At 64.4% G+C, this 26,129-nt stretch carries 20 protein-coding genes, 2 tRNA genes and 3 pseudogenes; 11 read left to right on the top strand and 14 right to left on the bottom strand.

The genetic code is table 11. From position 1 onward, the window contains the following. Positions 1 to 35 precede the first annotated feature (35 nt). The 8 genes from QC826_RS18070 to QC826_RS18105 all read left to right on the top strand — a co-directional run bounded on the left by QC826_RS18070 (position 36) and on the right by QC826_RS18105 (position 11,567). On the top strand, positions 36 to 1,358 hold the full coding sequence (locus QC826_RS18070) for a TolC family protein (RefSeq protein ID WP_279761837.1): 1,323 nt from the start codon (positions 36 to 38) through the stop codon (positions 1,356 to 1,358). Then, positions 1,355 to 2,701 carry an efflux RND transporter periplasmic adaptor subunit gene (locus QC826_RS18075; protein WP_279761838.1) on the top strand — a complete coding sequence of 449 codons (1,347 nt, stop codon included), beginning with the start codon at positions 1,355 to 1,357 and terminating at the stop codon, positions 2,699 to 2,701. Before QC826_RS18070 ends, QC826_RS18075 begins: the two co-directional genes overlap by 4 nt. After that, positions 2,698 to 5,847 (top strand): efflux RND transporter permease subunit, encoded by a 3,150-nt coding sequence (locus tag QC826_RS18080; RefSeq protein WP_279761839.1) that lies wholly within the window; start codon positions 2,698 to 2,700, stop codon positions 5,845 to 5,847. Before QC826_RS18075 ends, QC826_RS18080 begins: the two co-directional genes overlap by 4 nt. 611 nt (positions 5,848 to 6,458) lie before the next feature. Then, positions 6,459 to 6,788 (top strand): PEP-CTERM sorting domain-containing protein, encoded by a 330-nt coding sequence (locus QC826_RS18085; RefSeq protein ID WP_279761840.1) that lies wholly within the window; start codon positions 6,459 to 6,461, stop codon positions 6,786 to 6,788. Between the two features lie 113 nt (positions 6,789 to 6,901). Further along, positions 6,902 to 7,315, top strand: a complete 414-nt coding sequence (locus tag QC826_RS18090) for a DUF2946 domain-containing protein (RefSeq protein WP_279761841.1) — start codon at positions 6,902 to 6,904, stop codon at positions 7,313 to 7,315. A gap of 414 nt (positions 7,316 to 7,729) precedes the next feature. Beyond that, the gene (locus QC826_RS18095) at positions 7,730 to 9,847 is read left to right on the top strand and encodes a TonB-dependent receptor (protein ID WP_409567668.1); all 2,118 of its coding nucleotides are present in this window, start codon (positions 7,730 to 7,732) and stop codon (positions 9,845 to 9,847) included. 5 nt (positions 9,848 to 9,852) lie between these two features. Continuing rightward, a complete protein-coding gene (locus QC826_RS18100; protein WP_279761842.1) occupies positions 9,853 to 11,088 on the top strand; it encodes a sialidase family protein in 1,236 nt (411 codons plus the stop codon). After that, complete coding sequence (locus QC826_RS18105) at positions 11,085 to 11,567, top strand: hypothetical protein (RefSeq protein WP_279761843.1); 483 nt, start codon at positions 11,085 to 11,087, stop codon at positions 11,565 to 11,567. The genes QC826_RS18100 and QC826_RS18105 overlap by 4 nt, the downstream gene beginning before the upstream one ends. Here QC826_RS18105 and QC826_RS18110 read toward each other — a convergent pair whose 3' ends face one another. Next, positions 11,568 to 11,804, bottom strand: a complete 237-nt coding sequence (locus QC826_RS18110; protein WP_279761844.1) for a type II toxin-antitoxin system Phd/YefM family antitoxin — start codon at positions 11,802 to 11,804, stop codon at positions 11,568 to 11,570. 154 nt (positions 11,805 to 11,958) lie between these two features. Then, positions 11,959 to 12,381 carry a type II toxin-antitoxin system HigA family antitoxin gene (locus tag QC826_RS18115; protein WP_279761845.1) on the bottom strand — a complete coding sequence of 141 codons (423 nt, stop codon included), beginning with the start codon at positions 12,379 to 12,381 and terminating at the stop codon, positions 11,959 to 11,961. A 148-nt stretch (positions 12,382 to 12,529) separates the two neighbouring features. Here QC826_RS18115 and QC826_RS18120 point away from each other — a divergent pair, with 148 nt between their 5' ends. Then, positions 12,530 to 12,805, top strand: a complete 276-nt coding sequence (locus QC826_RS18120; protein WP_279761846.1) for a recombinase family protein — start codon at positions 12,530 to 12,532, stop codon at positions 12,803 to 12,805. Here QC826_RS18120 and QC826_RS18125 read toward each other — a convergent pair. Together QC826_RS18125 and QC826_RS18130 are read right to left on the bottom strand one after the other, a co-directional pair. Next, the gene (locus QC826_RS18125; protein WP_279761847.1) at positions 12,802 to 13,608 is read right to left on the bottom strand and encodes an HIRAN domain-containing protein; all 807 of its coding nucleotides are present in this window, start codon (positions 13,606 to 13,608) and stop codon (positions 12,802 to 12,804) included. The genes QC826_RS18120 and QC826_RS18125 overlap by 4 nt on opposite strands. Further along, positions 13,605 to 14,000: a hypothetical protein gene (locus tag QC826_RS18130; RefSeq protein WP_279761848.1), complete on the bottom strand. Its 396-nt coding sequence runs from the start codon at positions 13,998 to 14,000 to the stop codon at positions 13,605 to 13,607. The genes QC826_RS18125 and QC826_RS18130 overlap by 4 nt, the downstream gene beginning before the upstream one ends. A gap of 104 nt (positions 14,001 to 14,104) precedes the next feature. Between QC826_RS18130 and QC826_RS18135 the strand changes: the two are divergent. Beyond that, a pseudogene (locus QC826_RS18135) lies at positions 14,105 to 15,065 on the top strand (IS5 family transposase). A gap of 27 nt (positions 15,066 to 15,092) precedes the next feature. Here the strand turns inward: QC826_RS18135 and QC826_RS18140 are convergent. The 7 genes and pseudogenes from QC826_RS18140 to QC826_RS18170 all read right to left on the bottom strand — a co-directional run bounded on the left by QC826_RS18140 (position 15,093) and on the right by QC826_RS18170 (position 21,229). Then, a complete protein-coding gene (locus QC826_RS18140) occupies positions 15,093 to 15,674 on the bottom strand; it encodes a hypothetical protein (protein ID WP_279761849.1) in 582 nt (193 codons plus the stop codon). Between the two features lie 119 nt (positions 15,675 to 15,793). Next, positions 15,794 to 15,870 (bottom strand) — tRNA-Arg (locus tag QC826_RS18145). Positions 15,871 to 15,946: 76 nt separating this feature from the next. Further along, a tRNA-Pro gene (locus tag QC826_RS18150) sits at positions 15,947 to 16,023 on the bottom strand. A 63-nt stretch (positions 16,024 to 16,086) separates the two neighbouring features. Continuing rightward, on the bottom strand, positions 16,087 to 17,436 hold the full coding sequence (gene glmM, locus QC826_RS18155; protein ID WP_279761850.1) for a phosphoglucosamine mutase: 1,350 nt from the start codon (positions 17,434 to 17,436) through the stop codon (positions 16,087 to 16,089). Positions 17,437 to 17,482: 46 nt separating this feature from the next. Further along, positions 17,483 to 18,322: a dihydropteroate synthase gene (folP, locus tag QC826_RS18160; RefSeq protein ID WP_279761851.1), complete on the bottom strand. Its 840-nt coding sequence runs from the start codon at positions 18,320 to 18,322 to the stop codon at positions 17,483 to 17,485. A 116-nt stretch (positions 18,323 to 18,438) separates the two neighbouring features. Then, positions 18,439 to 20,309: pseudogene (gene ftsH / locus QC826_RS18165) on the bottom strand (ATP-dependent zinc metalloprotease FtsH). A gap of 224 nt (positions 20,310 to 20,533) precedes the next feature. Continuing rightward, entirely contained in the window at positions 20,534 to 21,229 is a 696-nt protein-coding gene (locus QC826_RS18170) for an RlmE family RNA methyltransferase (RefSeq protein ID WP_093388578.1), read from the bottom strand. A gap of 42 nt (positions 21,230 to 21,271) precedes the next feature. Here QC826_RS18170 and QC826_RS18175 point away from each other — a divergent pair, with 42 nt between their 5' ends. Next, positions 21,272 to 21,745: a YhbY family RNA-binding protein gene (locus QC826_RS18175; protein ID WP_093388577.1), complete on the top strand. Its 474-nt coding sequence runs from the start codon at positions 21,272 to 21,274 to the stop codon at positions 21,743 to 21,745. A gap of 133 nt (positions 21,746 to 21,878) precedes the next feature. Here the strand turns inward: QC826_RS18175 and QC826_RS18180 are convergent, their stop codons facing one another. The 3 genes and pseudogenes from QC826_RS18180 to carB form a co-directional block, all read right to left on the bottom strand. Next, the gene (locus tag QC826_RS18180) at positions 21,879 to 22,322 is read right to left on the bottom strand and encodes a DUF4149 domain-containing protein (RefSeq protein ID WP_279761852.1); all 444 of its coding nucleotides are present in this window, start codon (positions 22,320 to 22,322) and stop codon (positions 21,879 to 21,881) included. Further along, positions 22,322 to 22,799: pseudogene (greA, locus tag QC826_RS18185) on the bottom strand (transcription elongation factor GreA). The gene QC826_RS18180 and the pseudogene greA overlap by 1 nt, the downstream one beginning before the upstream one ends. Before the next feature lie 99 nt (positions 22,800 to 22,898). Continuing rightward, positions 22,899 to 26,129: a carbamoyl-phosphate synthase large subunit gene (carB, locus tag QC826_RS18190; protein ID WP_279761853.1), complete on the bottom strand. Its 3,231-nt coding sequence runs from the start codon at positions 26,127 to 26,129 to the stop codon at positions 22,899 to 22,901.

Raw genomic sequence — 26,129 nt, forward strand, 5'->3', positions numbered from 1 at the left:
CGCTGGCGGTGTTCGTCTATCACCGAGGGGAAATCATGTCTTCACTATCACCATCGCGCCCAGGCGCGACGCTTCACCGCGAGCGCGCGCTGCCGTTGCGCCTCGCGCTCGCCGCCGCCCTGTCGCTTTGCGCCACGCTGGCCGGCGCACAAACCACCACGCTCACGCTGGAGCAGGCGCTGCGCCTGGCCACACAAGCCTCGTCCAGCAACAAGGCCGCGCAAGCCGCCGTCGAGGCCAGCGGCATGGCCGCCGCCCGCGCCGACCAACTACCCGACCCGATGCTCAAACTGGGTGTCGACAACCTGCCGCTCAGCGGCGCCGACAAATACAGCACCACCGGCGACTCGATGACCATGCGCCGCTACGGCTTCGAGCAGCAGTGGGTCTCGGCGGACAAGCGGCAGGCGCGCCAGGAGCGCGCCAAACGCGCCGTCGCCATGGAGGAAGGCGCCTATCTGGAAAACCTCGGCAAGGTGCGCGAGGAGGCCGGCAAGGCCTGGCTGACGCTGCTGTACGCGCAGCGCGCCCGCCAACTCTACGGCCAACTGGAGAAGGCCATGGCCGACGACCTGGGCGCCGCGCAGGCGGCCCATCGCGGCGCCAAGGCCACGGCGGCCGACGTGCTGCAATCGCAAATGGAGCTGGCCCTGGGCCAGGACGACAGCCGCCGCGCCGCGCAGGAAGTGGCCAGCGCGCGCATCGTCCTGGCGCGCTGGGTGCAAACGCCGGTCGATACCGTCGCCGACACGCCGCCGCCGATGCGCGCGCACCTGTCAACGGTGCCGACGGCGGACTTGGAGCAGTACCACGCCGGCGTGCTCAACGCGCGCCGCGCCATCGACCTGGCCGACGCCGAGACCACCGTGGCGCTGCGCGAACGCCGTCCCGACTGGAGCTTCGAGGCGGTGTTCAGCCAGCGCGGCAGCCAGTACGGCAACATGCTGTCCTTCGGCGTCAGCATCCCGCTGACGGTCAACCGTGGCCAGCGCCAGGACCGCGACGTGGCCGAGAAGTCGGCGCTGGGCACCAAGGCCCGCCTGCAGTACGAGGACGCGCTGCTGGAGATGCGCGCGCAGATCGAGCAGATGTCGCTGGAGCTGGGCAGCCTGCGCGAGCGCGCCGCACAACTCGGCGCCACCCTGCTGCCGGCCGCGCAGCAGCAGGTGGAACTGGCCATGGCCGCCTACCGCTCCGGCGCCGGCACGCTGCCGGCCGTGTTCAAGGCGCGCCGCACGCTGCTGGAGAAACAACTGCAGATCAACGAACTGGACAAACAGGCCGCGCTCACCTGGGCCAGGCTGGAATTACACGTGATCCCACACGACATGACGAACCAGGCGAGGACCGCACAATGAAACACGCATTCACCCCAAAACACATCGTCCTGGCGCTGCTCGCTGCGGGACTGGTCTACGCCGGCTACTGGGGCGGCGCGCGCCAACACGCCGCCAGCACGGCCGCCACGCCGGCGGCGGAAGCCGCGTCCGCGCGCAAGGTGCTGTACTGGCACGATCCGATGGTGCCGACGCAAAAATTCGACAAGCCCGGCAAGAGCCCCTTCATGGACATGGACCTGGTGCCCGTCTACGCCGACGAGGCCGGCGCCGACAGCGGCGTCCAGGTCAGCCCGGCGCTGCGGCAGAACCTGGGCATTCGCATGGCCACGGTGCGCCGCGCCGACGTCAAGGACACGCTGGAGCTGGTCGGCACGACGCAGTTCGACGAGAGCCGCGCCGAGGTGCTACAAAGCCGCGTCACCGGCTACGTCGAGCGGCTGCACGCGCGTGCGCCGCAGCAGCGCGTTACGCGCGGCCAGCCGATCGCCACGCTGTTCGTGCCGGAATGGATCGCGCCGCAGGAGGAGTATCTGGCCCTCAAACGCGGCGGCGATACGGCGCTGGCGGCGGCCGCCAGGCTGCGCATGCGCGCCCTGTCCATTCCCGACGCGCTGGTGGCCGAGGCGGAACGCAGCGGCAAGGCGCAAACACGGCTAACGCTGAACGCGCCGGCCGACGGCGTCATCACCGAGCTGGCCGTGCGCGACGGCGCCATGGTCGGCCCCGGCGTGACCATCGCCAAAATCTCCGGCCTCGGCACGGTGTGGCTGCTGGCCGAGGTGCCGGAGGCGCTGCTCGGCGCCGCCCACGTCGGCATGGCCGTCACGGCCAGCTTCGCCGGCGCGCCGCAGCGCAGCTACACCGGCCATGTGCGCGAAATGCTGCCCGGCGTCGGCACGGCCACGCGCACCGCGCAGGCCCGCCTGGAACTGGACAACCACGACGGCTCGCTCACGCCCGGCATGCTGATGCAGGTGCGCTTGGAGGGCAAGCAGACGGCGTCGCGCCTGCTGGTGCCGGCCGAGGCGGTGATCAGCTCGGGCAAGCGCTCGGTGGTGCTGGTGGCCGGCGACGGCAACAGCATCCGCCCGGTCACGGTCGGCCTGGGCCGCGAACGCGGCGACGACATCGAGATCGTCAGCGGGCTCGAGGAGGGCCAGAAGGTGGTCGCCTCCGGCCAGTTCCTGATCGATTCGGAAGCCAACCTGAAGGGTATCCTGCCCAAGTTTGCGGAGGCCGGCGCGGCGGCGATAGCGTCGATGCCTACGGCGGCTTCGGCTGCGGCTGCGGCTTCGGCTTCGGCTTCGGCTTCGGCTTCGGCGGCCCACGCCGACCACTCAGCCCACGGAGGCAAGCAATGATCGCCCGTGTTATCCGCGCCTCCATCGCCAACCGCGTCTGGGTGCTGATCGCGGCGGCCATCCTGGCCGGCTGGGGCCTGCTGTCGCTGCAAAAAACCTCGCTCGACGCGCTGCCCGACCTGTCCGACACCCAGGTCATCATCCGCGCCCAGTATCCCGGCCAGGCGCCGCAGCTGGTCGAGGACCAGGTGACCTATCCGCTCACCACCGCCCTGCTCTCCGTGCCCGGTGCGAAAACGGTGCGCGGCTATTCCTTCTTCGGCGACGCCTTCGTCTACGTGCTGTTCGACGACGCCACCGACCTGTACTGGGCCCGCGCCCGCGTCACCGAGTACCTGAACCAGGTGCAGAGCCGCCTGCCGGCCGGCGTGCGCGCCGAGCTGGGACCGGACGGCACCGGCGTCGGCTGGGTCTACGAATACGCGCTGGTCGACCGCAGCGGCAAGCACGACCTGAGCCAGCTGCGCGCCCTGAACGACTGGTTCCTCAAGTTCGAGCTGAAGACCGTGCCGGACGTGGCCGAGGTGGCCAGCATCGGCGGCATGGTCAAGCAGTACCAGATCGTGCTGGACCCGAACAAGCTGCGCGCCTTCGGCATGTCGCAGGCCAGGGTGCTGGAGGCGCTGGCCAAGGCCAACCAGGAGACCGGCGGCTCGGTGCTCGAACTGGCCGAGACCGAGTACATGGTGCGCGCGCGCGGCTACCTGCGCACGCTCGACGACTTCGCCAGCATCCCGCTGTCCGCCAGCGAGACCGGCACGCCGGTGCTGCTGCGCGACGTCGCCACCATCCGCCTCGGCCCCGAGATGCGGCGTGGCATAGCCGAACTCAACGGCCAGGGCGAGGTGGCCGGCGGCGTGGTGATTATGCGCTCCGGTAAAAACGCGCTCGACACCATCGCCGCCGTCAAACGCAAGCTGGAAACGCTGAAGGCCTCGCTGCCCAAGGGCGTCGAGGTGGTCACCACCTACGACCGCTCGACGCTGATCAAGGCCTCCGTGGCCAACCTGAGCGACAAGCTGGTCGAAGAGTTCATCGTCGTCGCGCTGGTCTGCGCGCTGTTCCTGTTCCACCTGCGCAGCGCGCTGGTGGCCATCGTCACGCTGCCGCTGGCCGTGCTGGGCGCCTTCATCGTCATGCGCTACCAGGGCGTCAACGCCAACATCATGTCGCTGGGCGGCATCGCCATCGCCGTCGGCGCCGCCACCGACGCCGCGCTGGTGCTGATCGAGAACGCCCACAAGCACCTGGAGGCCTGGGGCCACGCCCATCCCGGCGACACCATCAACGCCAGGCAGCGCTGGGACATCGTCACCGAGGCCTCGATCGAGGTCGGGCCGGCGCTGTTCTTCTCGCTGCTGATCGTCACGCTGTCCTTCATCCCCGTGTTCGGCCTGGAGGCGCAGGAGGGCAAGCTGTTCGCGCCGCTGGCCTACACCAAGACCTACACGCTGGCCGCCGCCGCCGCGCTGGCGATCACGCTGATCCCCGTGCTGATGGGCTACCTGATACGCGGCCGCATTCCCAGCGAGGCGGCCAACCCGCTCAACCGGGTGCTGATGCGCGCCTACCGGCCGCTGCTCGACGCCAGCCTGAAACATCCGCTGGCGACCATCGGCATCGCCGTCGTCGCGCTGGCGCTGACCGCCATTCCCGTCATGCGCCTGGGCGGCGAGTTCCTGCCGCCGCTCGACGAGGGCGACCTGCTGTACATGCCGTCGGCGCTGCCCGGCCTGTCCGCCGCCAAGGCCGGCGAGCTGCTGCAGCAGACCGACCGCCTGATCAAGACCGTGCCCGAGGTGGCCAGCGTGTTCGGCAAGGCCGGCCGCGCCGAGTCGGCCACCGACCCGGCGCCGATGGAGATGTTCGAGACCACCATCCAGTTCAAGCCGCGCCAGCAATGGCGCGCCGGCATGACGCCGGCCAGGCTGGTCGAGGAGCTCGACCGCGTGGTCAAGGTGCCCGGCCTGTCCAACGTCTGGGTGCCGCCCATCCGCAACCGCATCGACATGCTCTCGACCGGCATCAAGACGCCGGTCGGCATCAAGGTGTCCGGCGCCGACCTGAAGCAGATCGACGCCATCGCCACGCAGATCGAGGCGGCGGTGCGCGACGTGCCCGGGGTCAGCTCGGCGCTGGCCGAACGGCTCAGCGGCGGGCGCTACATCGACGTCGACATCGACCGCGCCCGCGCCGCCCGCTACGGCCTGGCGGTGGCCGACGTGCAGTCGGTGGTGGCGGCCGCCATCGGCGGCGCCAACGTCGGCGAGGTGGTCGACGGCCGCCAGCGCTTCCCCATCAACGTGCGCTACCCGCAGGACTACCGCAACTCGCTGCAGACGCTGCGCGAGCTGCCGATCGTGACCGAAAAAGGCGCGCAGATCCGCCTCGGCGACGTCGCCGCCCTCGCCGTCAACGACGGCCCGCCGATGATACGCAGCGAGAACGCCCGCCTGTCCGGCTGGGTCTACGTCGACGTGCGCGGCGCCGACCTGCTCGGCGTGGTGCGCGCCATGCAGGCGCGCGTGGCGCAGCGCGTCGTGCTGCCGCCGGCCTACGCCATCGGCTGGTCGGGCCAGTTCGAGTATCTGGAGCGCGCCTCGGCCAAGCTGAAGACGGTGGTGCCGCTGACGCTGGCGCTGATCTTCGTGCTGCTTTATTTCGCCTTCCGCTCGACGGCGGAGGCGGCGCTGCTGATGTTGACGGTGCCGTTCGCCCTGGTCGGCGGCTTCTGGTTCATCTGGATGCTGGGCCACGCCGTCTCGGTGGCGACGGCGGTCGGCTTCATCGCGCTGGCCGGTTTGGCGGCGGAGTTCGGCGTGGTGATGCTGGTCTACCTGCGCAACGCGCTGCAAAGCCGGCTCGACGCCGGCCGGCCGCTGACGCAGGAGCTGATCCTCGAGGCGATCCGCGAGGGCGCCGTGCTGCGCGTGCGGCCCAAGGCGATGACGGTGGCGGTGATCCTGGCCGGCCTGCTGCCGATCATGTTCGGCAACGGCGCCGGCTCGGAGGTGATGCAGCGCATCGCCGCGCCCATGGTCGGCGGCATGGTGACGGCGCCGCTGCTGTCGCTGTTCGTCATCCCGGCGGCCTGGCGGTTGTTGCAACAACGCCGCGTGCGCCGGGGCAATATTGCCGAAAGGTAAATTTAATATTGATAAGTTGCGCATATTAATTTATAGTTAATTCGTGCGTTTTTGATATTCCATAAACACCACGTCCCGACAATGCGCCACAAATAGCGAAGGCATATGATGAAACCAAGCATGATCCTGACCACCGCCCTCCTTTCCGGCCTGGCCCTGCCGGCACTGGCCACCACCCACGCCTCTCTGTCGTTGAGCAACTTCAGCACCGTGTTGAAGGACCTTCAACGCCGGCGACGGCAAGGCCCCGGAGATAAGCTGGGGTGGCGGCTACGCGACGACCAATTCGGAGGAACGGTCCCAATTGGGCTGGAAGATGGACAGCGGCTACTCGTACATCGATTGGAACGGCGAAGGCCGTCTACAACAATCGGCTTGGAGCGTACCTGGCCTGAGCACAGTGTCACAACACGGCAATGGAACGCAGCAAGTGAAGATGTCCGATTTCAACTTCGAGGCAATGACGCTGGACGCCAACGTGGCAGTAGGCCGCAACGTATCGTCCGGCGCGATGTTCGGGCAAAACTTCACGCTCGCGGCCGGCACGCAGGCAACCTTCAGCGTGACTGCCAACAGCATCCTGTCAGGGTCCCGGATACCTGGGACCGTGGATGGCACCGGTCAACTGGAACGGCGAAGGCAGCTCGTATGGCGCGGTGAATGCGAACATGCGGATAGGCTCGTTCGAGACGGGCCTGAACGGGATGGGAGCCAGCTCGTGGATTGGACAAGCAGATGAGTACGAATCGATCATCGACGGCCAAGGCATGAAACTGACCATCAAAAACAGCAGCCTGGTCGACAAATCCTACAGCCTGAGCATCATCGGCAATGCCCAAGCCTGGGAGGCGGCCGCCCCCGTTCCCGAGCCGGAAAGCTACGCCATGTTCGGCGCCGGCCTGCTGCTGCTGGGTGCCGTGGCACGCCGCCGCAAGGGCTGAGCAAGCTCCCGACGGATTCACGCCGACCGCCAATGGCCCAGGCGGCCTGATCCAAAGTGACTAGTACCAAAGAAGTCTGGGGTTGCCGCAAGGCACGCTGTTAAAATGACGACATGAAAATCGACCGTGTCACGCGCCTGTTTGCCGCCTGGATTGCATGCTTTGCAATCCTCGCGGCCATGCTTGTCCCGGCGATGACCCATTTGCTGCCGACCGCGGCGGCCTCGACCGCCGCGATGGCGGACATTTGCTCCAGCGGCGGCGGCATGCTCGCCGCCGCCACCGCCACCGACAAGGGCGCCGCTCCCGCCGCACCGGCGGACAAGGGCATGCATGGCGAGCACTGCCAATACTGCTTTGCCCAGGCCGACGCCACCGCCCTGCCGCCCGGCGTCCCGCTGACGCTGGCGCCCGCCAGCGCGCTGGACCTGCAAGCGACGCTGTTCTACCAATCTCCCGGCCCGCTGTTCATCTGGGCACCCGCGCAATCGCGCGCCCCGCCCGCCCCTCACCCGATCACCGCCTGATCGCACCTGAGCGCTGCCCGGGCATCGCCGGTCGTTCAGGCCTTCGCCTGGCCAGTACGCGGTTCCCGCCGCCCCCGACCGTCTTCCATGTCGGCCGGCATGGCGCCGCCCCATTGCCCGCACCCTATTCGGTGCCAAATGCACCCGCTTCCCAAGGTTTGATATGTACCAATTCGCCTGCACGCCAAGCCAACTCACCCTGGCCCTGATCGCCGCCTTCTGCACCGCCGCACCGGCCTGGGCCGACTCCGCCGCGCCCGACGACAGCGTTCCGCAGATCGTCGTCAAGAGCAGAAAGTCGGCCGTTCCGGTCAATTCGCCGGCCACCGTGGAGACCATCACGGCCAAGGAAATCGCCGAACGCATCAACGCGGTGACGTCGGCCGAGGCCTCAACTACCTGCCCAGCACGCACGTGCGCGAGCGCTACATCGGCGACCGCAACGGCATTCTCGTCATGCGCGTCAACAGTTCGATCGCCAGCGCGCAGACCACCGTGTACGCCGACAACCTTCTGCTGTCGAACTTCCTCAACAACAGCTACAGCACGGCGCCGCGCTGGGGCATGGTGGCGCCGGAGGAAATCGAGCGCATCGAGGTCATGTACGGTCCGTTCTCGCCCCTCTATCCGGGCAATTCGGCCGGCGGCGTGGTCCAGATGAGCACGCATATGCCCGACCAGTTCGAGGCCCACGTCAAGGCCGACCTGTTCGGCCAGCGCTTCAAACTGTACGGCACCGACCAGCACTTCGGCGGCCAGCACCAGTCCGTCTCGCTGGGCAACAAATCCGGCGCCTGGTCGTTCTGGCTGACGGCCGACCACCTGGACAACCACAGCCAGCCGCAAACCTTCGGCGCGGCGACCAAGGCCACGCCGAAGGACGCGCCGGCCTGGACCAACGTCTACGGCGCCAGCCGCGACATCGACACCAGCGGCAACCCGAGGATCATCGGCAGCGCGATCGGCGCCGACCACACCGTCCAGGACAACGGCAAGTTCAAGCTGGCCTACCAGGTGTCGCCGACACTGCGCGCCACCTACTCGTTGGGCCTGTGGCAAAACAGCTCCAGCAGCGAAGTGACCAGCTATCTGCGCGACGCGGCCGGCGCGCCGGTCTACAACACCGGCGGCAAGGGCGCCGGCGCCTTTGTGAAATTCGCCGGCGACGCCAACTACTACACGCTGGCCGGCGTCTCGCCCGGCAGCGGCGAAAGCATGCACGTCATGCATGGCGTGGCGCTCAAATCGGACACGCGCGGCGCCTGGGACTGGGAAGTTGTCGCCAGCGTCTACGCGCAAAACAAGGAGCTCTCGCGCAGCGCCGCCAATACCGGCGGCCTCTACGATTCGGGCAACGCCAGCGTGCGCCCCGGCGGCACGCTCACCGTGGGCGACGGCACCGGCTGGCAAAACCTCGACCTGCGCGGCGAATGGCGCCCGGCGGCCGACGGCGGGCGCCAGCACCGGCTGAGCTTCGGCTACCACGCCGACCGCTACGTGCTCAAGTCCGTCACCTCGGCCATCGCCGGCGACTGGATCGACGGCCCCGCCGCAGCCGGCGCCTCGTCCAACTCCTACGGCAAGACGGCCACCCAGGCCGTCTATCTGCAAGACGTGGTGCAGCTGCAACCGGCGCTGAAACTGCTGTTCGGCGGACGGCTGGAACACTGGCGCGCCTACGACGGCAGCAATTTCAACCTCGCCAACGTGGCGAAGTACAGGCAGCTCAACTACGCCGAACGCTCCAGCACCGACTTCTCGCCCAAGGCCTCGCTGTCCTACCGTGGCGACAGCGACTGGGCCTGGCGGGCCTCGCTGGCCCACGCCGTGCGCTACCCGACCGTGGCGGAAATCTTCCAGGTGATCAGTTTGCCCGACAACGTCAAGCAAAACGATCCCAACCTGAAAGCGGAGAAACTCAACTCGGCGGAACTGATGGCCGAGCGCAGCTTCGACGCCGGCATGGCGCGCGCCTCCCTGTTTTGGGAAGACAAGCGCGACGCCCTGATTTCGCAGACCGACACCACCGTCACGCCAACCTACTCCAGCATACAAAACGTCGACAAGGTGCGCACCTACGGTCTGGAAATGGTGGCCGACCTGCGCGACATCTGGCTGCGCGGACTGGACCTGGGCGGCAGCGCCACCTACACCAAATCGACCATCGTCGAAGACCGCCGCAACCCCGCCCTGGCCGGCACCGACCAGCCGAGGATCCCCGACTGGCGGCTCACCCTGTCGGCCACCTACCGCGCCAGCGAGCGCCTGTCCTACAGCCTGAGCTACCGTTACAGCGGCCGCCAGCACAACACCCTGTTCGACCCGAAGAACAATCGCTACAACGACGTCAATCCGAACGTGTACGGCGCGGTCAGCCATTACAGCGTGCTCGACGCCAAGCTGCTCTACAAGCTGAACCGGCAATGGACGGCCTCGCTCGGCGTCAACAACGTCGGCGCCTTCAAATACTATGTGAATCCGAATCCGTATCCGCAACGGACCTTCTTCACCAGCGTCAAATTCGATTACTGAGAACCATGATGAAGCTCACTACCGCAATCAAGTTGGGCAGCCTGCTGCTGTTGGCCGCGCTGGCCTCCGGCGCCCACGCGCAAATGGACCACGGCAAACGCATGGCGGCCAAGGCCGAGCTGGGCACCGCCGCCGCGCTCGATCCGCAGGGCCGGCTGTGGATCGCCAGCAAGGAGCAGGCGGCCGGCAGCCCGGCCCAGTACGTGGTGCTGCAATCGTCGCCCGACATGGGCGCGAGCTGGTCGGCGCCGCGCCGCATCCAGCAAGAGCCCGAAGCCGTCGCCGCCGACGGCGAAAGCCGCCCCAAGCTGGCCTTCGGCAGCCAGGGCCAGATCTACATCGCCTACACCAAGCCGCTGGGCAAGCCCTACACGGGCGAGATCCGCTTCGTCCGCTCGCTCGACGGCGGCCAAACCTTCTCCGCCCCCGTCACCGTGCACCGCAACCGCGACGAAATCACCCACCGCTTCGAATCGATGATCGTCGACCGCGAAGGCCGCATCCACATCGCCTGGATCGACAAGCGCGACATCGAGCTGGCCAAGGCGCGCAAGGAGGCCTATCGCGGCGCGGCGATCTACTACGCCGTCTCCGACGACGCCGGCGCCAGCTTCAAGGGCGACTACAAGGCGGCCGACCATTCCTGCGAATGCTGCCGCATCGCCATGGCGCTGACGCCGCAAGGCAAGGCCGTGGCCATGTGGCGCCATGTGTTCGAGCCCAACGTGCGCGACCACGCGCTGCGCGAATTGACGCCGGACGGCGTCCTGCCGCCCCTGCAACGCGCCAGCTTCGACGACTGGCATATCGACGCCTGCCCGCACCACGGCCCGGCGCTGGCCTTCGGCGCCGACGGCAAGCGCCACCAAACCTGGTTCGGCGTGCGCGGCGAGGCCGGCGGCGTGTTCTACGGCGTCGCCGACGCCGACGGCAAGCTGGGCCAGGTCCAGCAGCTCGGCAGCGCCCAGGCCGAACATGCCGACGTGCTGGTCGACGGCAAAACGATCACGCTGGTGTGGAAGCAGTTCGACGGCAAGGCCACCGCCATCTGGGGCCGCCGCTCCACCGACAACGGCCTCAACTGGACCAGCGGCGTGCTGGCCAGCAGCCGGGGCAATTCCGACCAGCCCCACTTGCTGGCGACGCCGGCCGGCGCCTTCCTGCTGTGGCGCACGCAAGACGAAGGCGTGCGCATCCTGCCCGCCATCCCCGCCCCCTCAGCCACCGGAGTCCTGCCATGAAGCGCCTCCTTGCCCTGCTCGCCGGCCTGATGCTGCTGGCCCTGAGCCACACCTGCGCCGCCCAGGCCGTGCGGGAATTCACCTCGGACAGTCTGCCCACGGTGCTGGCCAGCCAACAGGGGCGGCCTTTCGTGCTGGTGGTGTGGTCGCTGGACTGCGAATTTTGCCAGGCCAGCCTGCGCACCCTGTCGGCGATCAAGCGCAAGCAACGGCAGTTGAACGTGGTCACGCTGGGCACCGACTCGCTGGGCGACCCGGAGCTGGCCGGGATGATGAGAAAGCGCCTGGCCCAACTGGGCCTGAGCAAAAACGCCTGGGCCTACGGCGCCGAGCCGGCGGAACGGCTGCGCTACGCGGTGGACAAGGGCTGGCACGGCGAAATGCCGCGCAGCTACTGGTTCAACGGACGCGGCGACAGCAAGGCGCGCTCCGGCGTCATCACGGCGGAGATGGTGAAAGCGTTTTTAGCGGCACCTTGATTAACTGCCCTCAAACGCCAGCAGGAGTTCGTCCGGCAAGGGGGCATCGAAATCGTCGGCGATCCGTAGCATCCCCTTCAGTGCGCCGAAGTGACGCGCAGCCGGTGACGTCTCCAGCGACACCAGTCGCGGGGCTGGCTTGCCAGCTTTGGCGATGACGATTTTCTCGCCTTTGGCGGCGGTGTCGACCAATTTGGAAAAGTTGGTTGACGCCTCATGAATGCTAACCGTGGCCATAAATGCTCCTGATGGACTAAGTCCATCCTAGTCCATGCCGACAAAGAGTTCAAAGCGGCGTGGAGGCGGCAACGCTGCTGCCACCGTTCATCAGTTGGCCTGCCCGACAGGATTCGAACCATTCTCTCGGAGAAATCCAGCGACCAAGCCGACGCTACAGGAAGACGCTTGCCGGCACATTGAAGCGCTCCGACAACCTTTTAATCTGCCGCACGTTCAGCTCCCGCTTGCCATTCAGCACCTCAGAAACCACGCTCTGGCCACCAATTTCAGGCAAATCGGACTGGGAGAGTCGATGTTGTTCCATCAAAAATCGGATCATCGCAACTGGTGTAATTTGCTCAAGCGGATAGTGCTGCTCGTCATAATTGCTGACGAGATTAGCCAGCGCATTGACCAAGTCGGCAAGCGGATGCCCGTCATTCGCCGCTCCGGCATCCAGCAGTTGGTTCAACGCGAACACGGCGCCTATGTAGTCTTCCTCGTTACGAATGGCATGCAACGGAACAAGCGACGACAGGGCTTGATAGCGCGAAGTAATCTCCGCAACCAGGTCTCGGTCCACTAGAGTTTCCATTTGTTGTACTCCTCATGGGCAAAAACATACAGGATGTACACTCGCCGGTTGCGAAACTCGACCGCCTGGGCGGAGACGCGCAAGACGTAAGCGCCACGGTCAAGTTGCCGGCTGCCTGCCCTGCGAGATTGCCGTCATCGTCCTGCAGTTGGACAAGCTTGACCTGACCTCGGCCGCCGGGAAGATGATGATGACAATGCTGGCGACCAGGGCCGAGATGGAGCGAGACTTGCTGGTGGAGCGCACGCAAGCCGGATTGACCCGTGCCAAGAGCGACGACAAGACGCTGGGCCGGCCGTCGAAGACCACGGCCAAGCAGCGCACCGACCTGATTGCCAATTACGCCGCCGGCAAGAGTGTCAGTGCCCTTGCCCGACTGTATGCAGCATCGCGGGCCAGTATATTACATGCGGTTAAGATTTAAAGCGGATAGCTGAATCGCGAGAAGGTGTCTTCGAGGTTGTTGGTTAGCTCGCTCCAATCAATAGGCGCTTCACCGGTAACGGGTTGAAAATCCTCCTCTGTTTCTAGCGGAGCGAAGTGAGCGGGGACTTTTGCGGCCACTGAACAAAGTAATCGCATATTCAATGGTGCATCCAAATTGATGCATTTAACCCGCACTTCCAAGTCACCGTCTCGACTTGCAAGCAGCACGCTGAGGTCTTTTGCATAATACTTTGGGCAATACCCGAGCAGAGATGCCGGTTTATTTGAGCGCACGGCGATGGCCAAACGGTCAAAATCGTTTTGGCTATCGTTCATAAGATAAAGTCGCTCGCCCTCTTTCATGCCCCCAATCTGTTCAATGATAGCCTTCGGCATATGCGACAAGCTACGTACAAAGAAGTCTAACCGGTACTGTCCGCCAGCCGTCACTACAGGCGGCTGGAAAAGCTCGATGGAGTCGGTACTTCTGATGCCGCCAGTAAGTGCAAGCATTGCCATCGGGTTGTCAGCCGCGCCCGACAATCCCAGCCAGCGCAAATAATCCTTGAACTCGGGGCGAGACTTGCTAATCAGCCTATTGGAAAAAATGGGAAACAAGTGGGGTGATTCGTAAATCGCGTGTAACTGCGACATGCCGCTAAATTGGCGAAACTGCTTTGCTCGATAAACACCTTGCGTGTAGGAGAAGCAGTAGATTCCATTCAAATGTTCGAGTTTTGCCACCGGAATCCATTCCTTAGAGTCCGGTTGTTGCCAAGCTACGAACAACGTATTCATCATCGAATTTTCAAACTAAGTAATCTATCAATATTGGTCAGCAATAATTTAGCCGTAAATTCTCTTGCTATCCCCGACATGTGCTCGTCCGGGACCATCGAAATGACTTCGCGAATCTTCTGCTCTTCAATTGCCGCGAGTTGTCCCTGCCAAGCTAAGCCAGCAAGCGGGTCCATCTTGCAAGCTAGTTCGAATAATTCTAGGGTTGGGTATGCCTTTACCTTGGCACCCACCGGGGCCGGCGGGTAAAACGCTGACCTCGCCCTACGCACATAAGCGGCCATTGACTGGCCCTTGTCCCTGGTCGCAAGGATTGCTTGCCGCCTATCATCCGTCTCATTCCTACCGAGACTGGAGCCATGGTCATACGACGGCGCAAGGTGGCGTTGTTGCATAAATCCAGCCGTGGCGAGGGCTGACGTTTACGCGCAACAACCGGTGCCGCAGGGCTGTTAACTTTCGACGAACTTGCGTAGATTCTGGTCTTTTGCCTGAACCGATGCGCAAGGACGAACAACAGCGGCAAGAACCCAAGGGCCAGTACCGCGTCAAGAACTGGCCCGCCTACAACGCCGGGCTGATCGCGCGAGGCGACGTGACGATCTGGATGGAGCCGGAGTTGTGGCAACGGAATGCCGAAGCCGGCGCCGCCAAGCGCGGCCGGCCACGCCTTTACGCCGACGCGGTCGTCCAGATGCTGCTTGGACTCAAACAGGTGTTTCGCCTTCCGCTGCGCGCGTTGCAGGGTTTCGCGGGGAGCATGAACAAGCTCGCCTTCGGCGATCTGCCGGTGCCCAACTACACGACGTTATGTCGCCGCGCCCGGGAGCTCGACGTTGTGCTGCCGGCCTTGCGCAGCGGCGAGCCGCTGCATCTGGTGGTCGACAGCACCGGCCTGAAGGTGTTTGGCGAGGGCGAATGGAAGGTGCGCAAGCACGGCTATTCCAAACGCAGGGACCTGGCGCAAGGTGCATCTGGCGATGGACGCGAACACCGGCCAGATTTGCGCGGTGCTGATGACGCACCAGGATGTCGGCGATGGCGAGGTGCTGCCCGAGTTGCTCGACCAGATCCCGGCCGGCACGCCGATCGGGGTCGTCGGCGGCGACGGCGCCTACGACACCCGGCAATGCCACGCGGTGATCGCCGCGCGCGAGGCCACGCCGTCGATCCCGCCGCGCGACGGCGCGGCGCCCTGGCCGCAACGAATCCCGGGCGCGGCTTGGCGCAACGACGCGCTCGACATCATCGGCCGCAGCAGCCGACGGGAGTGGAAGAGATCGAGCGGCTACCACCGGCGCTCGCTCGCCGAGACGTTGATGTACCGCTTGAAGGTGCTCACCGGCAGAAGCTTGGCGGCGCGCACGATTGGCGCCCAGGCCACCGAGGTGGCCATCCGCGCGGGCGTGCTCAATCGCATGGTCGCGCTGGCACGCCCTCAGTCCGTCCGTATCGGGTAAATTCATGGGGAAAGGGGAAAGTCCCTGTCAGACTCGATTTATGCAACAACGCCGCGCAAGGTAGAAATTGCCTTCCGCACTCATGATAATTCCCCAGTTCTCTGAGTGCCGGTCTTGGTTTGCTATCCAAGCATCGAATAACAAATACCCAACAAACACCCCCAGTGCCGAGTCTACGCCGTTTATCGGCTGATATGTGTGCGGTGCAGCGACGATATCCGAATTTCTTTTCAGAAATTGAAATGCTCGCGTGGCGATGTGGCTTCGTTGCTCGTAGTAGCGAAGGTTCTCATCGTTGGATGCACGGATGACTTTGCCCTCAATGAGCTCATTTCCATGGATGAGGCGTTCCTTCCTTGAAACGAGTGATGGAGTAATGACTCCGCAACGGTCCTTCCATATCGCCAAATCATAATGGGCATGAGGGATGCCAAGCAGGCCAGCAAATTCTGCGGCAAGCTTCTCTGCCCAATTCTCCCCTGTACCTGGCCGCCCTTCTTTGAACAGTGTTCGTTGGCGCAGCTCGTCTGAGTACCAGAATTTGAATTTGGTGCCCATTTGCTCGGATAGTTCAGCAGCATCAGCAGGAACAATTACTGTCGGAAACATTGCACAGACTCCCAGCCGATGGATATGGTGCGACGAGTCGAAAATTCCTACACAGTGCCTACACAGAAAACACATCCGCAAAATACAGGCTACTTCTTGCGTCCAAGTCCTTGATTTTATGGCCTGCCCGACAGGAATCGAACCTGTGACCCTCAGCTTAGAAGGCTGATGCTCTATCCAACTGAGCTACGGGCAGTGAGAAAATGTCGCGGCACGAATGTGCTGCGGAAATGAAAAACGGGCTGTCAGAGACAACCCGTTTTAAAAGTTCTTGGTCGGAGTACAAGGATTCGAACCTTGGACCCCCTGGTCCCAAACCAGGTGCGCTACCGGGCTGCGCCACACTCCGAAGACAACATCATAGCCGCCGCAGCGACTTTCGTCAAGGATCCCACTACAAATGTACTAAATATTACGCGGCCAGCTGGGTTTCCACCTTGTCGGCGATACGGCGCGCCATCGATTCGGCGTCGGCGGCGTTGCGCGCCTCGACCATCACGCGGATCAAGGGCTCGGTGCCGGAGGCGCGGATCAGCACGCGGCCGCTGTCGCCCAGCTCGCGCTCGACCAACTCCTTCTCGCTGACCATGGCGGCGTTCTTGGTCCAGTCGAAACCGGGCGCGACGCGCACATTGATCAGGGTCTGCGGGAACAGCACCAGCTCGGCGGCGCACTGCTCGAGCGACTGGCCGCTGCGCTTGAGCGCCGACAGCACCTGCAGCGCGGAGACGATGCCGTCGCCGGTGGTGTGCTTGTCCAGGCACAGCAGGTGGCCGGAGCCCTCGCCGCCAAGGATCCAGCCGCGCTCCTTCATTACCTCGAGCACGTAGCGGTCGCCCACCTTGGCGCGGGCGAAGCCGATGTTGCGTTCCTTGAAGGCCACTTCCAGCGCCATGTTGGTCATCAAGGTGCCGACGGCGCCCGGCACCGGGCCGGTGGCCAGGCGGTCCATCACCATCACGTACAGCAGCTCGTCGCCGTTGTACAGGCGGCCGTTGGCGTCGCACATGATCAGGCGGTCGGCGTCGCCGTCGAGGGCGATGCCGAGGTCGGCGCCGTGGGCCAGCACGGCGGCGGCCATGGCGGCCGGCGCGGTGGCGCCGAAGCCGGCGTTGATGTTGAAGCCGTCCGGCTTGTTGCCGATGGCGACGACCTCGGCGCCCAACTCATGGAACACGTGGGGCGCGATGTTGTAGGCGGCGCCGTGGGCGCAGTCGACCACGATCTTCAGGCCGCGCAGGTCGAGCTCGTTGGGGAAGCTGCTCTTGCAGAACTCGATGTAGCGGCCTTGGGCGTCGTCCAGGCGCTTGGCGCGGCCCAGCTTTTCCGACGGCACGCAGTCCATCGGCTGGTCCAGCGCCGCCTCGATCTCCAGCTCGACGGCGTCGGGCAGCTTGGTGCCCTGGTCGGAGAAGAACTTGATGCCGTTGTCCTGGAAGGGGTTGTGCGAGGCGGAGATCACCACGCCGGCCGACAGGCGCAGCGCCCGCGTCAAATAGGCAATGGCCGGGGTCGGCATCGGGCCGGCCAGCATCACGTCGACGCCGGCGGCGGAGAAGCCGGCCTCCAGCGCCGCCTCCAGCATGTAGCCGGAGATGCGCGTGTCCTTGCCGATCAGCACCGTCGGGCGCGCGGCGCCGGCGCGCACCTTGGCCAGCACCTTGCCGGCGGCGTAGCCCAAACGCATCACGAAGTCGGGCGTGATCGGCGCCACGCCGACCAGGCCGCGCACACCATCGGTACCAAAATATTTACGTGCCATGTTTAAACTCTCTAGAGAAGTGACTGAAATGAACTGAACGACAAAATTAGTGGGCCGCGCGCCAGACCTTGAGCGCGTCGACCGTCTCGGCCACATCATGCACCCGCACGATGGAGGCGCCATGCGCCACCGCAGCGAGGGCGCCGGCCAGGCTGCCGGCCAGGCGCTGCTCGACCGGCTTGCCGGTCACCGCGCCTATCATCGACTTGCGCGACAGGCCGGCCAGCAGCGGCAGGCCGAGCTCGTCGACCAGTTGCCGGCCGGCCTTGAGCAAGGCGTAATTATGCTCCACGGTCTTGCCAAAACCAAAACCCGGATCGATGCACAGGCGGCGCCGCTCGATGCCGGCCGCCGTCAGCGCCTCGACGCGCTGGCGCAGGAAGGCCAGCACCTCGGCCACCACGTCGGCGTAGGCCGGCTGCAGCTGCATGGTCTGCGGCGCGCTCTGCATGTGCATGATGCACAGCGCGCAGTCGCTGTCGCGCACCGCCTCAATCGCGCCGGGGGCGCGGAAGGCGTTGATGTCGTTGATCATGTCGACGCCGGCGATGACCGCCTCGCGCATCACCTGCGGCTTGTAGGTGTCGAGCGAGATCGGCTTGCCGCAGTCGCGCAGCGCGTACAGCACCGGCATGACGCGGCGCAGCTCCTCGTCGAGCGGCAGCGGCGGCGCGCCGGGCCGGCTCGACTCGCCGCCGACGTCGATGATGTCGGCGCCCTCGAGCAGCATCTGCTCGGCGTGGGAAATGGCGAATTCGAGCTCGCCGTGGCGGCCGCCGTCGGAGAAGGAGTCGGGCGTGACGTTGAGGATGCCCATGACGCGGGCGCGGGCGCCCTCGCCTTGCAGCGGGAAATTGAAGCGGCCGAACTGGAATTGTGCTGGCATTGAACGTGGTTTAGAAAAACGTAACTTGATATGTGGAAATTAAAAGCCGGCGCCCAATGCAAAAGGGCGAGGATCTCTCCTCGCCCTTGACTGCGCCATGCTAGCGGGCGGAACGATCAGGCCGGGGCCGTCACGCTGGGCGTCACGCCCGGGCCGCCGTCGCTGGGATGCTTGCGGATCACCACGCCGGCCTTGGGCGGACGCGGCTCCTGGCCGGCCATGATGTCGTTGATCTGGTCGGCGTCGATGGTTTCCCACTCCATCAGCGCCTTGGTCATCATTTCGACCTTGTCGCGGTTCTCTTCGAGCAGCTTGCGCGACAGCGCGTACTGGGTGTCGAGGATGTTGCGGATCTCGGCGTCGACCTTTTGCTGGGTCGCCTCGGAGATGGTTTTCGACGCGCCGCCGAAGAAGCCGTCGTTCTGGCTGTCCTCGTAGACCATCACGCCCATGCTGTCGGACATGCCGAAGCGGGTCACCATCGAGCGGGCCAGCTTGGTGGCGCGCGAGAAGTCGTTCGAGGCGCCGGTCGACATCTGGCCGACGAAGATTTCCTCGGCGATGCGGCCGCCGAACAGGATGGAGATCTCTTCGAGCATCTTGTCCTTGTAGCCGGACAGGTTGTCGTGCTCGGGCAGCTGCCAGGTCAGGCCCAGGCCCAGCCGCGCGGCATGATGGTGACCTTGTGCACCGGATCGGCCTTCGGCAACAGCTTGGCGACGACGGCGTGGCCGGACTCGTGGTAGGCGGTGTTGCGGCGCTCTTCCTCGCGGATGATCATCGACTTGCGCTCCGGACCCATGAAGATCTTGTCCTTGGCGTCCTCGAAGTCGATCATGTCGACCAGACGCTTGCTGCGGCGGGCGGCGAACAGGGCGGCCTCGTTGACCAGGTTGGCCAGGTCGGCGCCGGAGAAGCCGGGGGTGCCGCGGGCCAGGATGTCGGCCTTGACGTCGGTGCCGATCGGCACTTTGCGCATGTGCACGTTGAGGATCTGTTCGCGGCCGCGGATGTCGGGCAGGCCGACGGAAACCTGGCGGTCGAAGCGGCCCGGACGCAGCAGCGCCTTGTCGAGCACGTCGGCGCGGTTGGTGGCGGCGACGACGATGACGCCGGAGTTGGCCTCGAAACCGTCCATCTCGACCAGCAACTGGTTCAAGGTCTGTTCGCGTTCGTCGTTGCCGCCGCCCATGCCGGCGCCACGGTGGCGGCCGACGGCGTCGATCTCGTCGATGAAGATGATGCAGGGCGAATGCTTCTTGGCGTTCTCGAACATGTCGCGCACGCGGGAGGCGCCGACGCCGACGAACATCTCGACGAAGTCGGAACCGGAGATCGAGAAGAACGGCACCTTGGCCTCGCCGGCGATGGCGCGCGCCAGCAGGGTCTTACCGGTGCCCGGTGGGCCGACCATCAGCACGCCGCGCGGAATACGGCCGCCCAGCTTTTGGAATTTGGTGGGGTCTTTGAGGAAGTCGACCACTTCGTTGACTTCCTCCTTGGCCTCGTCGCAACCGGCGACGTCGGCGAAGGTGACGGTGTTGTTGCTCTCGTCCATCATGCGCGCCTTCGACTTGCCGAAGGAGAAGGCGCCGCCCTTGCCGCCGCCCTGCATCTGACGCATGAAGAAGATCCACACGCCGATCAGCAACAGCATCGGGAACCAGGAGACGAACACTTGTTGCAGGAACGATGGCTCTTCCGGCGGTTTGACGTCGAAACGCACGCCGCTGTCGCGCAGGTCGCCGATCAGGCCACGGTCGAGGAAGGTGGCGGTGGTGCGCACCTTGGTGTCGTCGATGCGGGTGGCGGTGATGTTGCCGCCCTCGATCAGCACTTCTTTGACGCGCTTGGCTTTGACCTCATCCAACAAGTCGGAATAAGCGATGGCCTTGGTGCCACCCGCGATGCCATGGCTGTCAAATTGCTTGAACAGCATGAATAAAAGCAGGGCAACAACTACCCAAATGGCAGATTTGGAAAACATGTTATTCACGAAAACTCCTTGGATGCGGGGGCGCATCTTGTACCGATAGCTAGAAACCCGATTTTACTCGCAATAAGCAGGCGGTGCCAGAAGCCCACCCTTGCGCGCGGCCAAAATTAGCACGGCGCGCAGCGGAAAAGGCGGTATTTTGCCGTTTTATCCATCTTGCGCGAAGCAAGATGGCGGCCAACCGCCCTCCCCTGCATGGATGTGCGGCTGTTGCCCTAGATATCAAGGGCGGAATCGTCTTCCGCCGGGCTATTTTGCGCCTTATTTTCGATCGGATGCTTGAGACCACGGCCGAGCAGGAAGATTTCCGACGATTTGTCCCGGCTCGCCTTCGGCTTTTTCTGCACGACGATCTTGAACTCGGCGCGGAACTTCTCCACGATCTGGCTGTAGCCCATGCCGTTGAAGCATTTCACCAGCAGCGCGCCCGAGGGTTTCAGGTGCAACTGGGAAAACTCGACGGCCAGGTCGATCAGATGCTCCATGCGCGCCGAATCGGCCGTGGCGATGCCCGACAGGTTGGGCGCCATGTCCGACAGCACCACGTCGACCTTGCGGCCGGCCAGCACCACCTCCAGTTGGCGCAGGATGCGCGCCTCGCGGAAGTCGCCCTGGATGAAGTGGAAGTCGGCGATCGGCTCCATCGGCAGCATGTCCAGGCCGATCAGGGTGCCGTTGATGCCGCCGCCCTCCTTGCCGGCCATCTTGCGACGGGCGTACTGGCCCCAGCTGCCGGGGGTGCAACCGAGGTCGACGATGACCTGGCCCGGTTTGATCAGTTTCTCGTCCTCATCGATTTCCTTCAGCTTGAACGCAGCCCGGGCGCGGTAGCCCTCTTTCTGCGCCAACTTCACGTAAGGATCGTTAATGTGGTCGTGTAACCAGTTTTTGTTTAATTTGTTCTTTGCCATTCGCGTAGAATACTGCTTTTAAGGGAAACACTAAAAATTATTATGCTAAAACTTACACCCGTTGAGCGCAGCGCCTTGCGCGCTGAAGCACACGCGCTGAAGCCTATCGTCATCATTGGCGAAGCGGGCTTGACACCTGCCGTCATCAAGGAAATCGACCTCGGTCTCGACTCGCACGGACTGATCAAAGTCCGTGTGTTCGGCGACGACCGCGAGGCACGCGTCGCGATGTACGACACGATTTGCACGCAACTGGATGCAGCACCGGTACAACATATTGGCAAACTGCTGGTTCTGTACCGTCCGAAAAAAGAAGTGGTGAAAGAGAGCAAGACCCGCTCCGGCAAGGGTATGCGCGAAGTCACCATCGTCAAGCCTAGCCCGAGCGGCACCAAGCGGCCATCGGTGACCAAGGTCATGATCAAGGGTAACGAGCGGGTCACCGCCGGCGGCAACATCCGCCGTGCCAAGCCGCGTCAGACCTCGGCCAAGAAAAGCGCACTGGGCAGCAAGTAAGCCCGCGCCGGTTGTTTTTTGGCGACACCACGCGGTGTCGCCAGGAATCGCCATGTAGGCCGGATCTTCGGATCCGGCCTTTTTTACGTCTGGACGATGCTTATTGCATGCTTATTGCATGCCTATTGCTCAACTATTGCTTAATGACCAACCAGCCGGCCAGCAGGCTCTGCACCAGGAAGATGCCGCTGGAAATGCCGTGCAGCATGCCGAAACGGCTCTTCGCGGCCGACTCCATCACCCCGGCCGGCCCCGCCGCCGCGCGCAACTCCGCCATCAGCGGTTGCAGGCCGAAATGCGAGGCCACGGTGCAGGCCAGCATCGCCAGGATGATCAGCAACAGGGTGCGCTGCCGCGCGACCGAGAAATCTTTCCCCAGCCACAACAGCAGCAACAGCGCCGCGCCGCAGGCCAGCGACAGCATCGCCTCGATGCGGAACAGGCTGGCGGCGATCGTGCCGGCCAGCACGCGGTCGCTCAGGGTGGCGAACAGCGTGGGCGCGGCCAGATAGCCGACCGTCCACAGGCTGCCGGCCCACAAGGTGGCCACCAGCAGCCGGGCGCGGGCGAGCAGCATCAGATGTAGCGCACTTCCAAAATCTCGTATTCGCGCGGGCCGGACGGCGCCTGCACCTCGACCACGTCGCCGGCCGACTTGCCGATCAGCGCGCGGGCGATCGGCGAGGTCACCGACACCTTGCTCAGCTTCAGGTCGGCCTCGTCCAGACCGACGATCTGGTAGGTCACCTTGGCGCCCGAGTCCAGGTTCGTCCAGGTCGACGGTGGCGGCGAACACCACGCGGCCTTCGGCGTCCAGGGTGGTCGGGTCGATGATCTGGGCGGCGCTCAGCTTACCTTCCAGCTCGGCGATGCGGCCTTCGACGAAGGCTTGGCGCTCCTTGGCGGCGTCGTATTCGGCGTTCTCGGACAGGTCGCCATGCGAACGCGCTTCAGCAATCGCGTCAATGACAATGCGACGCTCTTTGGTCTTCAACTGATGCAGCTCTTCTTTCAAGAGCGCCGCGCCGAACATGGTAAGTGGGACTGAAGTCATGTTTTATCTGCTATTTACTGTGTTGTTACAATGGAAAACCACAGAGGCCGCGCCATCCTACAGCGCGGGCTCTGTGGTTAAGGGGTACTGCAAAGAAGCTTAGTGTAAGGTTTTATGCAGACCTTGTAAATCATACACACGCAACTCGTCCAAATGACGGATACCCTCGACCGCCGCTTCGGCGCCGGCGATGGTCGTGTAGGTGGTCACGCGGGCCGCCAGCGACGAGGTGCGGATGGCCCGCGAGTCGGTGATGGCGCTGCGTTTCTCTTCCACGGTGTTGATGACCAGCACGATTTCGTGGTTTTTGATCATGTCGACCACGTGCGGACGGCCTTCGACCATCTTGTTGACCGGGGTGACCGGGATGCCGGCGGCGGCGATCACCGCGGCGGTGCCCTTGGTCGCCACCAGCGTGAAGCCGGCCTGCACCAGGTCGCGCGCCACCTGCACGGCGCGCGGCTTGTCCGACGCCTTGACGCTGAGGAAGACCTTGCCCGACTTCGGCAGCTTGACGCCGGCGCCCAACTGCGACTTGACGAAGGCTTCGCCGAAGGTGGTGCCGACGCCCATCACTTCGCCGGTCGACTTCATCTCGGGGCCGAGGATGGTGTCGACGCCGGGGAACTTGACGAACGGGAACACCGCTTCCTTGACGCTGAAGTAAGGCGGCACCACTTCGGTGGTGATGCCCTGCGAGGCCAGGGTTTGGCCGACCATGCAGCGGGCGGCGATCTTGGCCAGTTGCAGACCGGTGGCCTTGGAGACGAAAGGCACGGTGCGCGAGGCGCGCGGGTTCACTTCCAGCACGAAGACGACATCCTTCAGCACGCCGTCGACTTCCTGCTTCTGGATGGCGAACTGCACGTTCATCAGGCCGACCACGTTCAGGCCCTTGGCCATCAGCGCGGTTTGGCGCTTCAGCTCGTCGATGGTCTCCTGCGACAGCGAGTACGGCGGCAGCGAGCAGGCCGAGTCGCCCGAGTGGACGCCGGCTTGTTCGATGTGCTCCATGACGCCGCCGATGAAGGTGGTTTCGCCGTCGGAGATGCAATCGACGTCGCACTCGATGGCGTCGTTCAGGAAGCGGTCCAGCAGCACCGGCGAGTCGTGCGAGACCTTGACCGCTTCGCGCATGTAGCGCTCCAGGTCGCGCTGCTCGTGGACGATTTCCATCGCCCGGCCGCCCAGCACGTAGGAAGGACGCACCACCAGCGGATAACCGATCTCCTGCGCCAGACGCAGCGCGTCTTCCTCGGTGCGGGCGGTGCGGTTGGGCGGTTGGCGCAGGTTCAGCTTGTGCAGCAGTTGCTGGAAGCGCTCGCGGTCTTCGGCGGCGTCGATCATGTCCGGCGAGGTGCCGATGATCGGCACGCCGTTGGCTTCCAGGTCCAGCGCCAGCTTCAAGGGGGTCTGGCCGCCGTACTGGACGATGACGCCGACCGGTTTTTCGATGGCGACGATTTCCAGCACGTCTTCCAGGGTCAGCGATTCGAAGTACAGGCGGTCCGAAGTGTCGTAGTCGGTCGACACGGTCTCCGGGTTGCAGTTGACCATGATGGTCTCGTAGCCGTCTTCGCGCATCGCCAGGGCGGCGTGGACGCAGCAGTAGTCGAACTCGATACCCTGGCCGATACGGTTCGGGCCACCGCCCAGCACCATGATCTTTTTCTTATCGCTAGGATTCGACTCGCATTCCTCGTCGTAGGTCGAGTACATGTAGGCCGTGTCGGTCGAGAACTCGGCGGCGCAGGTGTCGACGCGCTTGTAGACCGGACGGATGTTCATGGCGTGGCGTTGCAGGCGCACGGCGGTGTCGGTGGTTTGCAGCAGGAAGCCCAGACGACGGTCCGAGAAGCCTTTTTGCTTGAGCTTGTACAGCGTGGTCTTGTCCAGCTGCTCCAGCTTCTGCGTGTCCAGCCACAGTTCCAGGTCGACGATCTCTTTGATCTGCACCAGGAACCAAGGGTCGATATGGGTCAGCTGGTGCACCTCTTCCAGCGTGAAGCCCTGGGCGAAGGCGTCGCCCACGTACCAGATGCGCTCGGGACCGGGCTCGCCCAGTTCCTCTTCGATCTTCTCGCGGTCCTTGGTCTTTTCGTTCAGGCCGTCGACGCCGACTTCCAGGCCGCGCAGGGCCTTCTGGAACGACTCCTGGAAGGTGCGGCCGATCGCCATCACCTCGCCCACCGATTTCATCTGGGTGGTCAGATGGTGGTCGGCGGTGGGGAATTTTTCGAACGTGAAACGGGGGATCTTGGTGACCACGTAGTCGATCGACGGTTCGAACGAGGCCGGGGTCGCGCCGCCGGTGATCTCGTTGCGCAGCTCGTCGAGCGTGAAGCCGACGGCCAGCTTGGCCGCCACCTTGGCGATCGGGAAGCCGGTGGCCTTCGAGGCCAGCGCCGAGGAACGCGACACGCGCGGGTTCATCTCGATGACGATCATGCGGCCGTCTTCCGGGTTGATGGAGAACTGCACGTTGGAGCCGCCGGTGTCGACGCCGATCTCGCGCAGCACCGCCAGCGAGGCGTTGCGCATGATCTGGTATTCCTTGTCGGTCAGCGTTTGCGCCGGCGCCACGGTGATCGAGTCGCCGGTGTGCACGCCCATCGGGTCCAGGTTTTCGATCGAGCAGATGATGATGCAGTTGTCCGCCTTGTCGCGCACCACTTCCATCTCGTACTCTTTCCAGCCGATCAGCGATTCTTCGATCAGCAGTTCCGAGGTCGGCGAGGCTTCCAGACCGCGTTTGCAGATGGTCTCGAACTCTTCCTCGTTGTAGGCGATGCCGCCGCCGGTGCCGCCCATGGTGAACGAAGGACGGATGATGACCGGGAAGCCCAGCGTGCGTTGCACCGCCCACGACTCGTCCATGGTGTGCGCCACGCCCGACTTGGCCGAACCCAGGCCGATCTTGGTCATCGCGTCCTTGAACTTGGAGCGGTCCTCGGCCTTGTCGATCGCTTCCGGGGAAGCGCCGATCAGTTCGACCTTGTACTTTTCCAGCACGCCGTTGTTGAACAGGTCGAGCGCGCAGTTCAGCGCGGTCTGGCCGCCCATGGTCGGCAGGATCGCGTCAGGGCGTTCCTTGGCGATGATGCGTTCCACCACCTGCCAGGTGATCGGCTCGATGTAGGTGACGTCGGCCATTTCCGGGTCGGTCATGATGGTCGCGGGATTGCTGTTGACCAGGATGACTTTGTAACCCTCTTCGCGCAGGGCTTTGCAGGCTTGGGCGCCGGAATAGTCGAACTCGCAGGCCTGGCCGATAATGATCGGGCCAGCGCCAATGATTAAAATACTTTTAAGGTCTGTACGTTTTGGCAT

It is taken from the genome of Rugamonas sp. DEMB1 (assembly GCF_029834475.1).
In the GTDB taxonomy this organism is placed as follows: Bacteria; Pseudomonadota; Gammaproteobacteria; order Burkholderiales; family Burkholderiaceae_D; genus Rugamonas; species Rugamonas rubra.

Bases quoted from the DNA above. Each gene is read 5' to 3' on its own strand.
- QC826_RS18100 (WP_279761842.1), top strand. From the start codon at position 9,853: ATGATGAAGCTCACTACCGCAATCAAGTTGGGCAGCCTGCTGCTGTTG.
- carB (WP_279761853.1), bottom strand. From the start codon at position 26,129: ATGCCAAAACGTACAGACCTTAAAAGTATTTTAATCATTGGCGCTGGC.
- QC826_RS18105 (WP_279761843.1), top strand. From the start codon at position 11,085: ATGAAGCGCCTCCTTGCCCTGCTCGCCGGCCTGATGCTGCTGGCCCTG.
- QC826_RS18090 (WP_279761841.1), top strand. From the start codon at position 6,902: ATGAAAATCGACCGTGTCACGCGCCTGTTTGCCGCCTGGATTGCATGC.
- QC826_RS18170 (WP_093388578.1), bottom strand. From the start codon at position 21,229: ATGGCAAAGAACAAATTAAACAAAAACTGGTTACACGACCACATTAAC.
- folP (WP_279761851.1), bottom strand. From the start codon at position 18,322: ATGCCAGCACAATTCCAGTTCGGCCGCTTCAATTTCCCGCTGCAAGGC.
- QC826_RS18115 (WP_279761845.1), bottom strand. From the start codon at position 12,381: ATGGAAACTCTAGTGGACCGAGACCTGGTTGCGGAGATTACTTCGCGC.
- QC826_RS18180 (WP_279761852.1), bottom strand. From the start codon at position 22,322: ATGCTGCTCGCCCGCGCCCGGCTGCTGGTGGCCACCTTGTGGGCCGGC.
- QC826_RS18070 (WP_279761837.1), top strand. From the start codon at position 36: ATGTCTTCACTATCACCATCGCGCCCAGGCGCGACGCTTCACCGCGAG.
- QC826_RS18110 (WP_279761844.1), bottom strand. From the start codon at position 11,804: ATGGCCACGGTTAGCATTCATGAGGCGTCAACCAACTTTTCCAAATTG.
- QC826_RS18125 (WP_279761847.1), bottom strand. From the start codon at position 13,608: ATGATGAATACGTTGTTCGTAGCTTGGCAACAACCGGACTCTAAGGAA.
- QC826_RS18140 (WP_279761849.1), bottom strand. From the start codon at position 15,674: ATGTTTCCGACAGTAATTGTTCCTGCTGATGCTGCTGAACTATCCGAG.
- QC826_RS18085 (WP_279761840.1), top strand. From the start codon at position 6,459: ATGGCACCGGTCAACTGGAACGGCGAAGGCAGCTCGTATGGCGCGGTG.
- QC826_RS18080 (WP_279761839.1), top strand. From the start codon at position 2,698: ATGATCGCCCGTGTTATCCGCGCCTCCATCGCCAACCGCGTCTGGGTG.
- QC826_RS18075 (WP_279761838.1), top strand. From the start codon at position 1,355: ATGAAACACGCATTCACCCCAAAACACATCGTCCTGGCGCTGCTCGCT.
- QC826_RS18130 (WP_279761848.1), bottom strand. From the start codon at position 14,000: ATGCAACAACGCCACCTTGCGCCGTCGTATGACCATGGCTCCAGTCTC.
- QC826_RS18175 (WP_093388577.1), top strand. From the start codon at position 21,272: ATGCTAAAACTTACACCCGTTGAGCGCAGCGCCTTGCGCGCTGAAGCA.
- glmM (WP_279761850.1), bottom strand. From the start codon at position 17,436: ATGGCACGTAAATATTTTGGTACCGATGGTGTGCGCGGCCTGGTCGGC.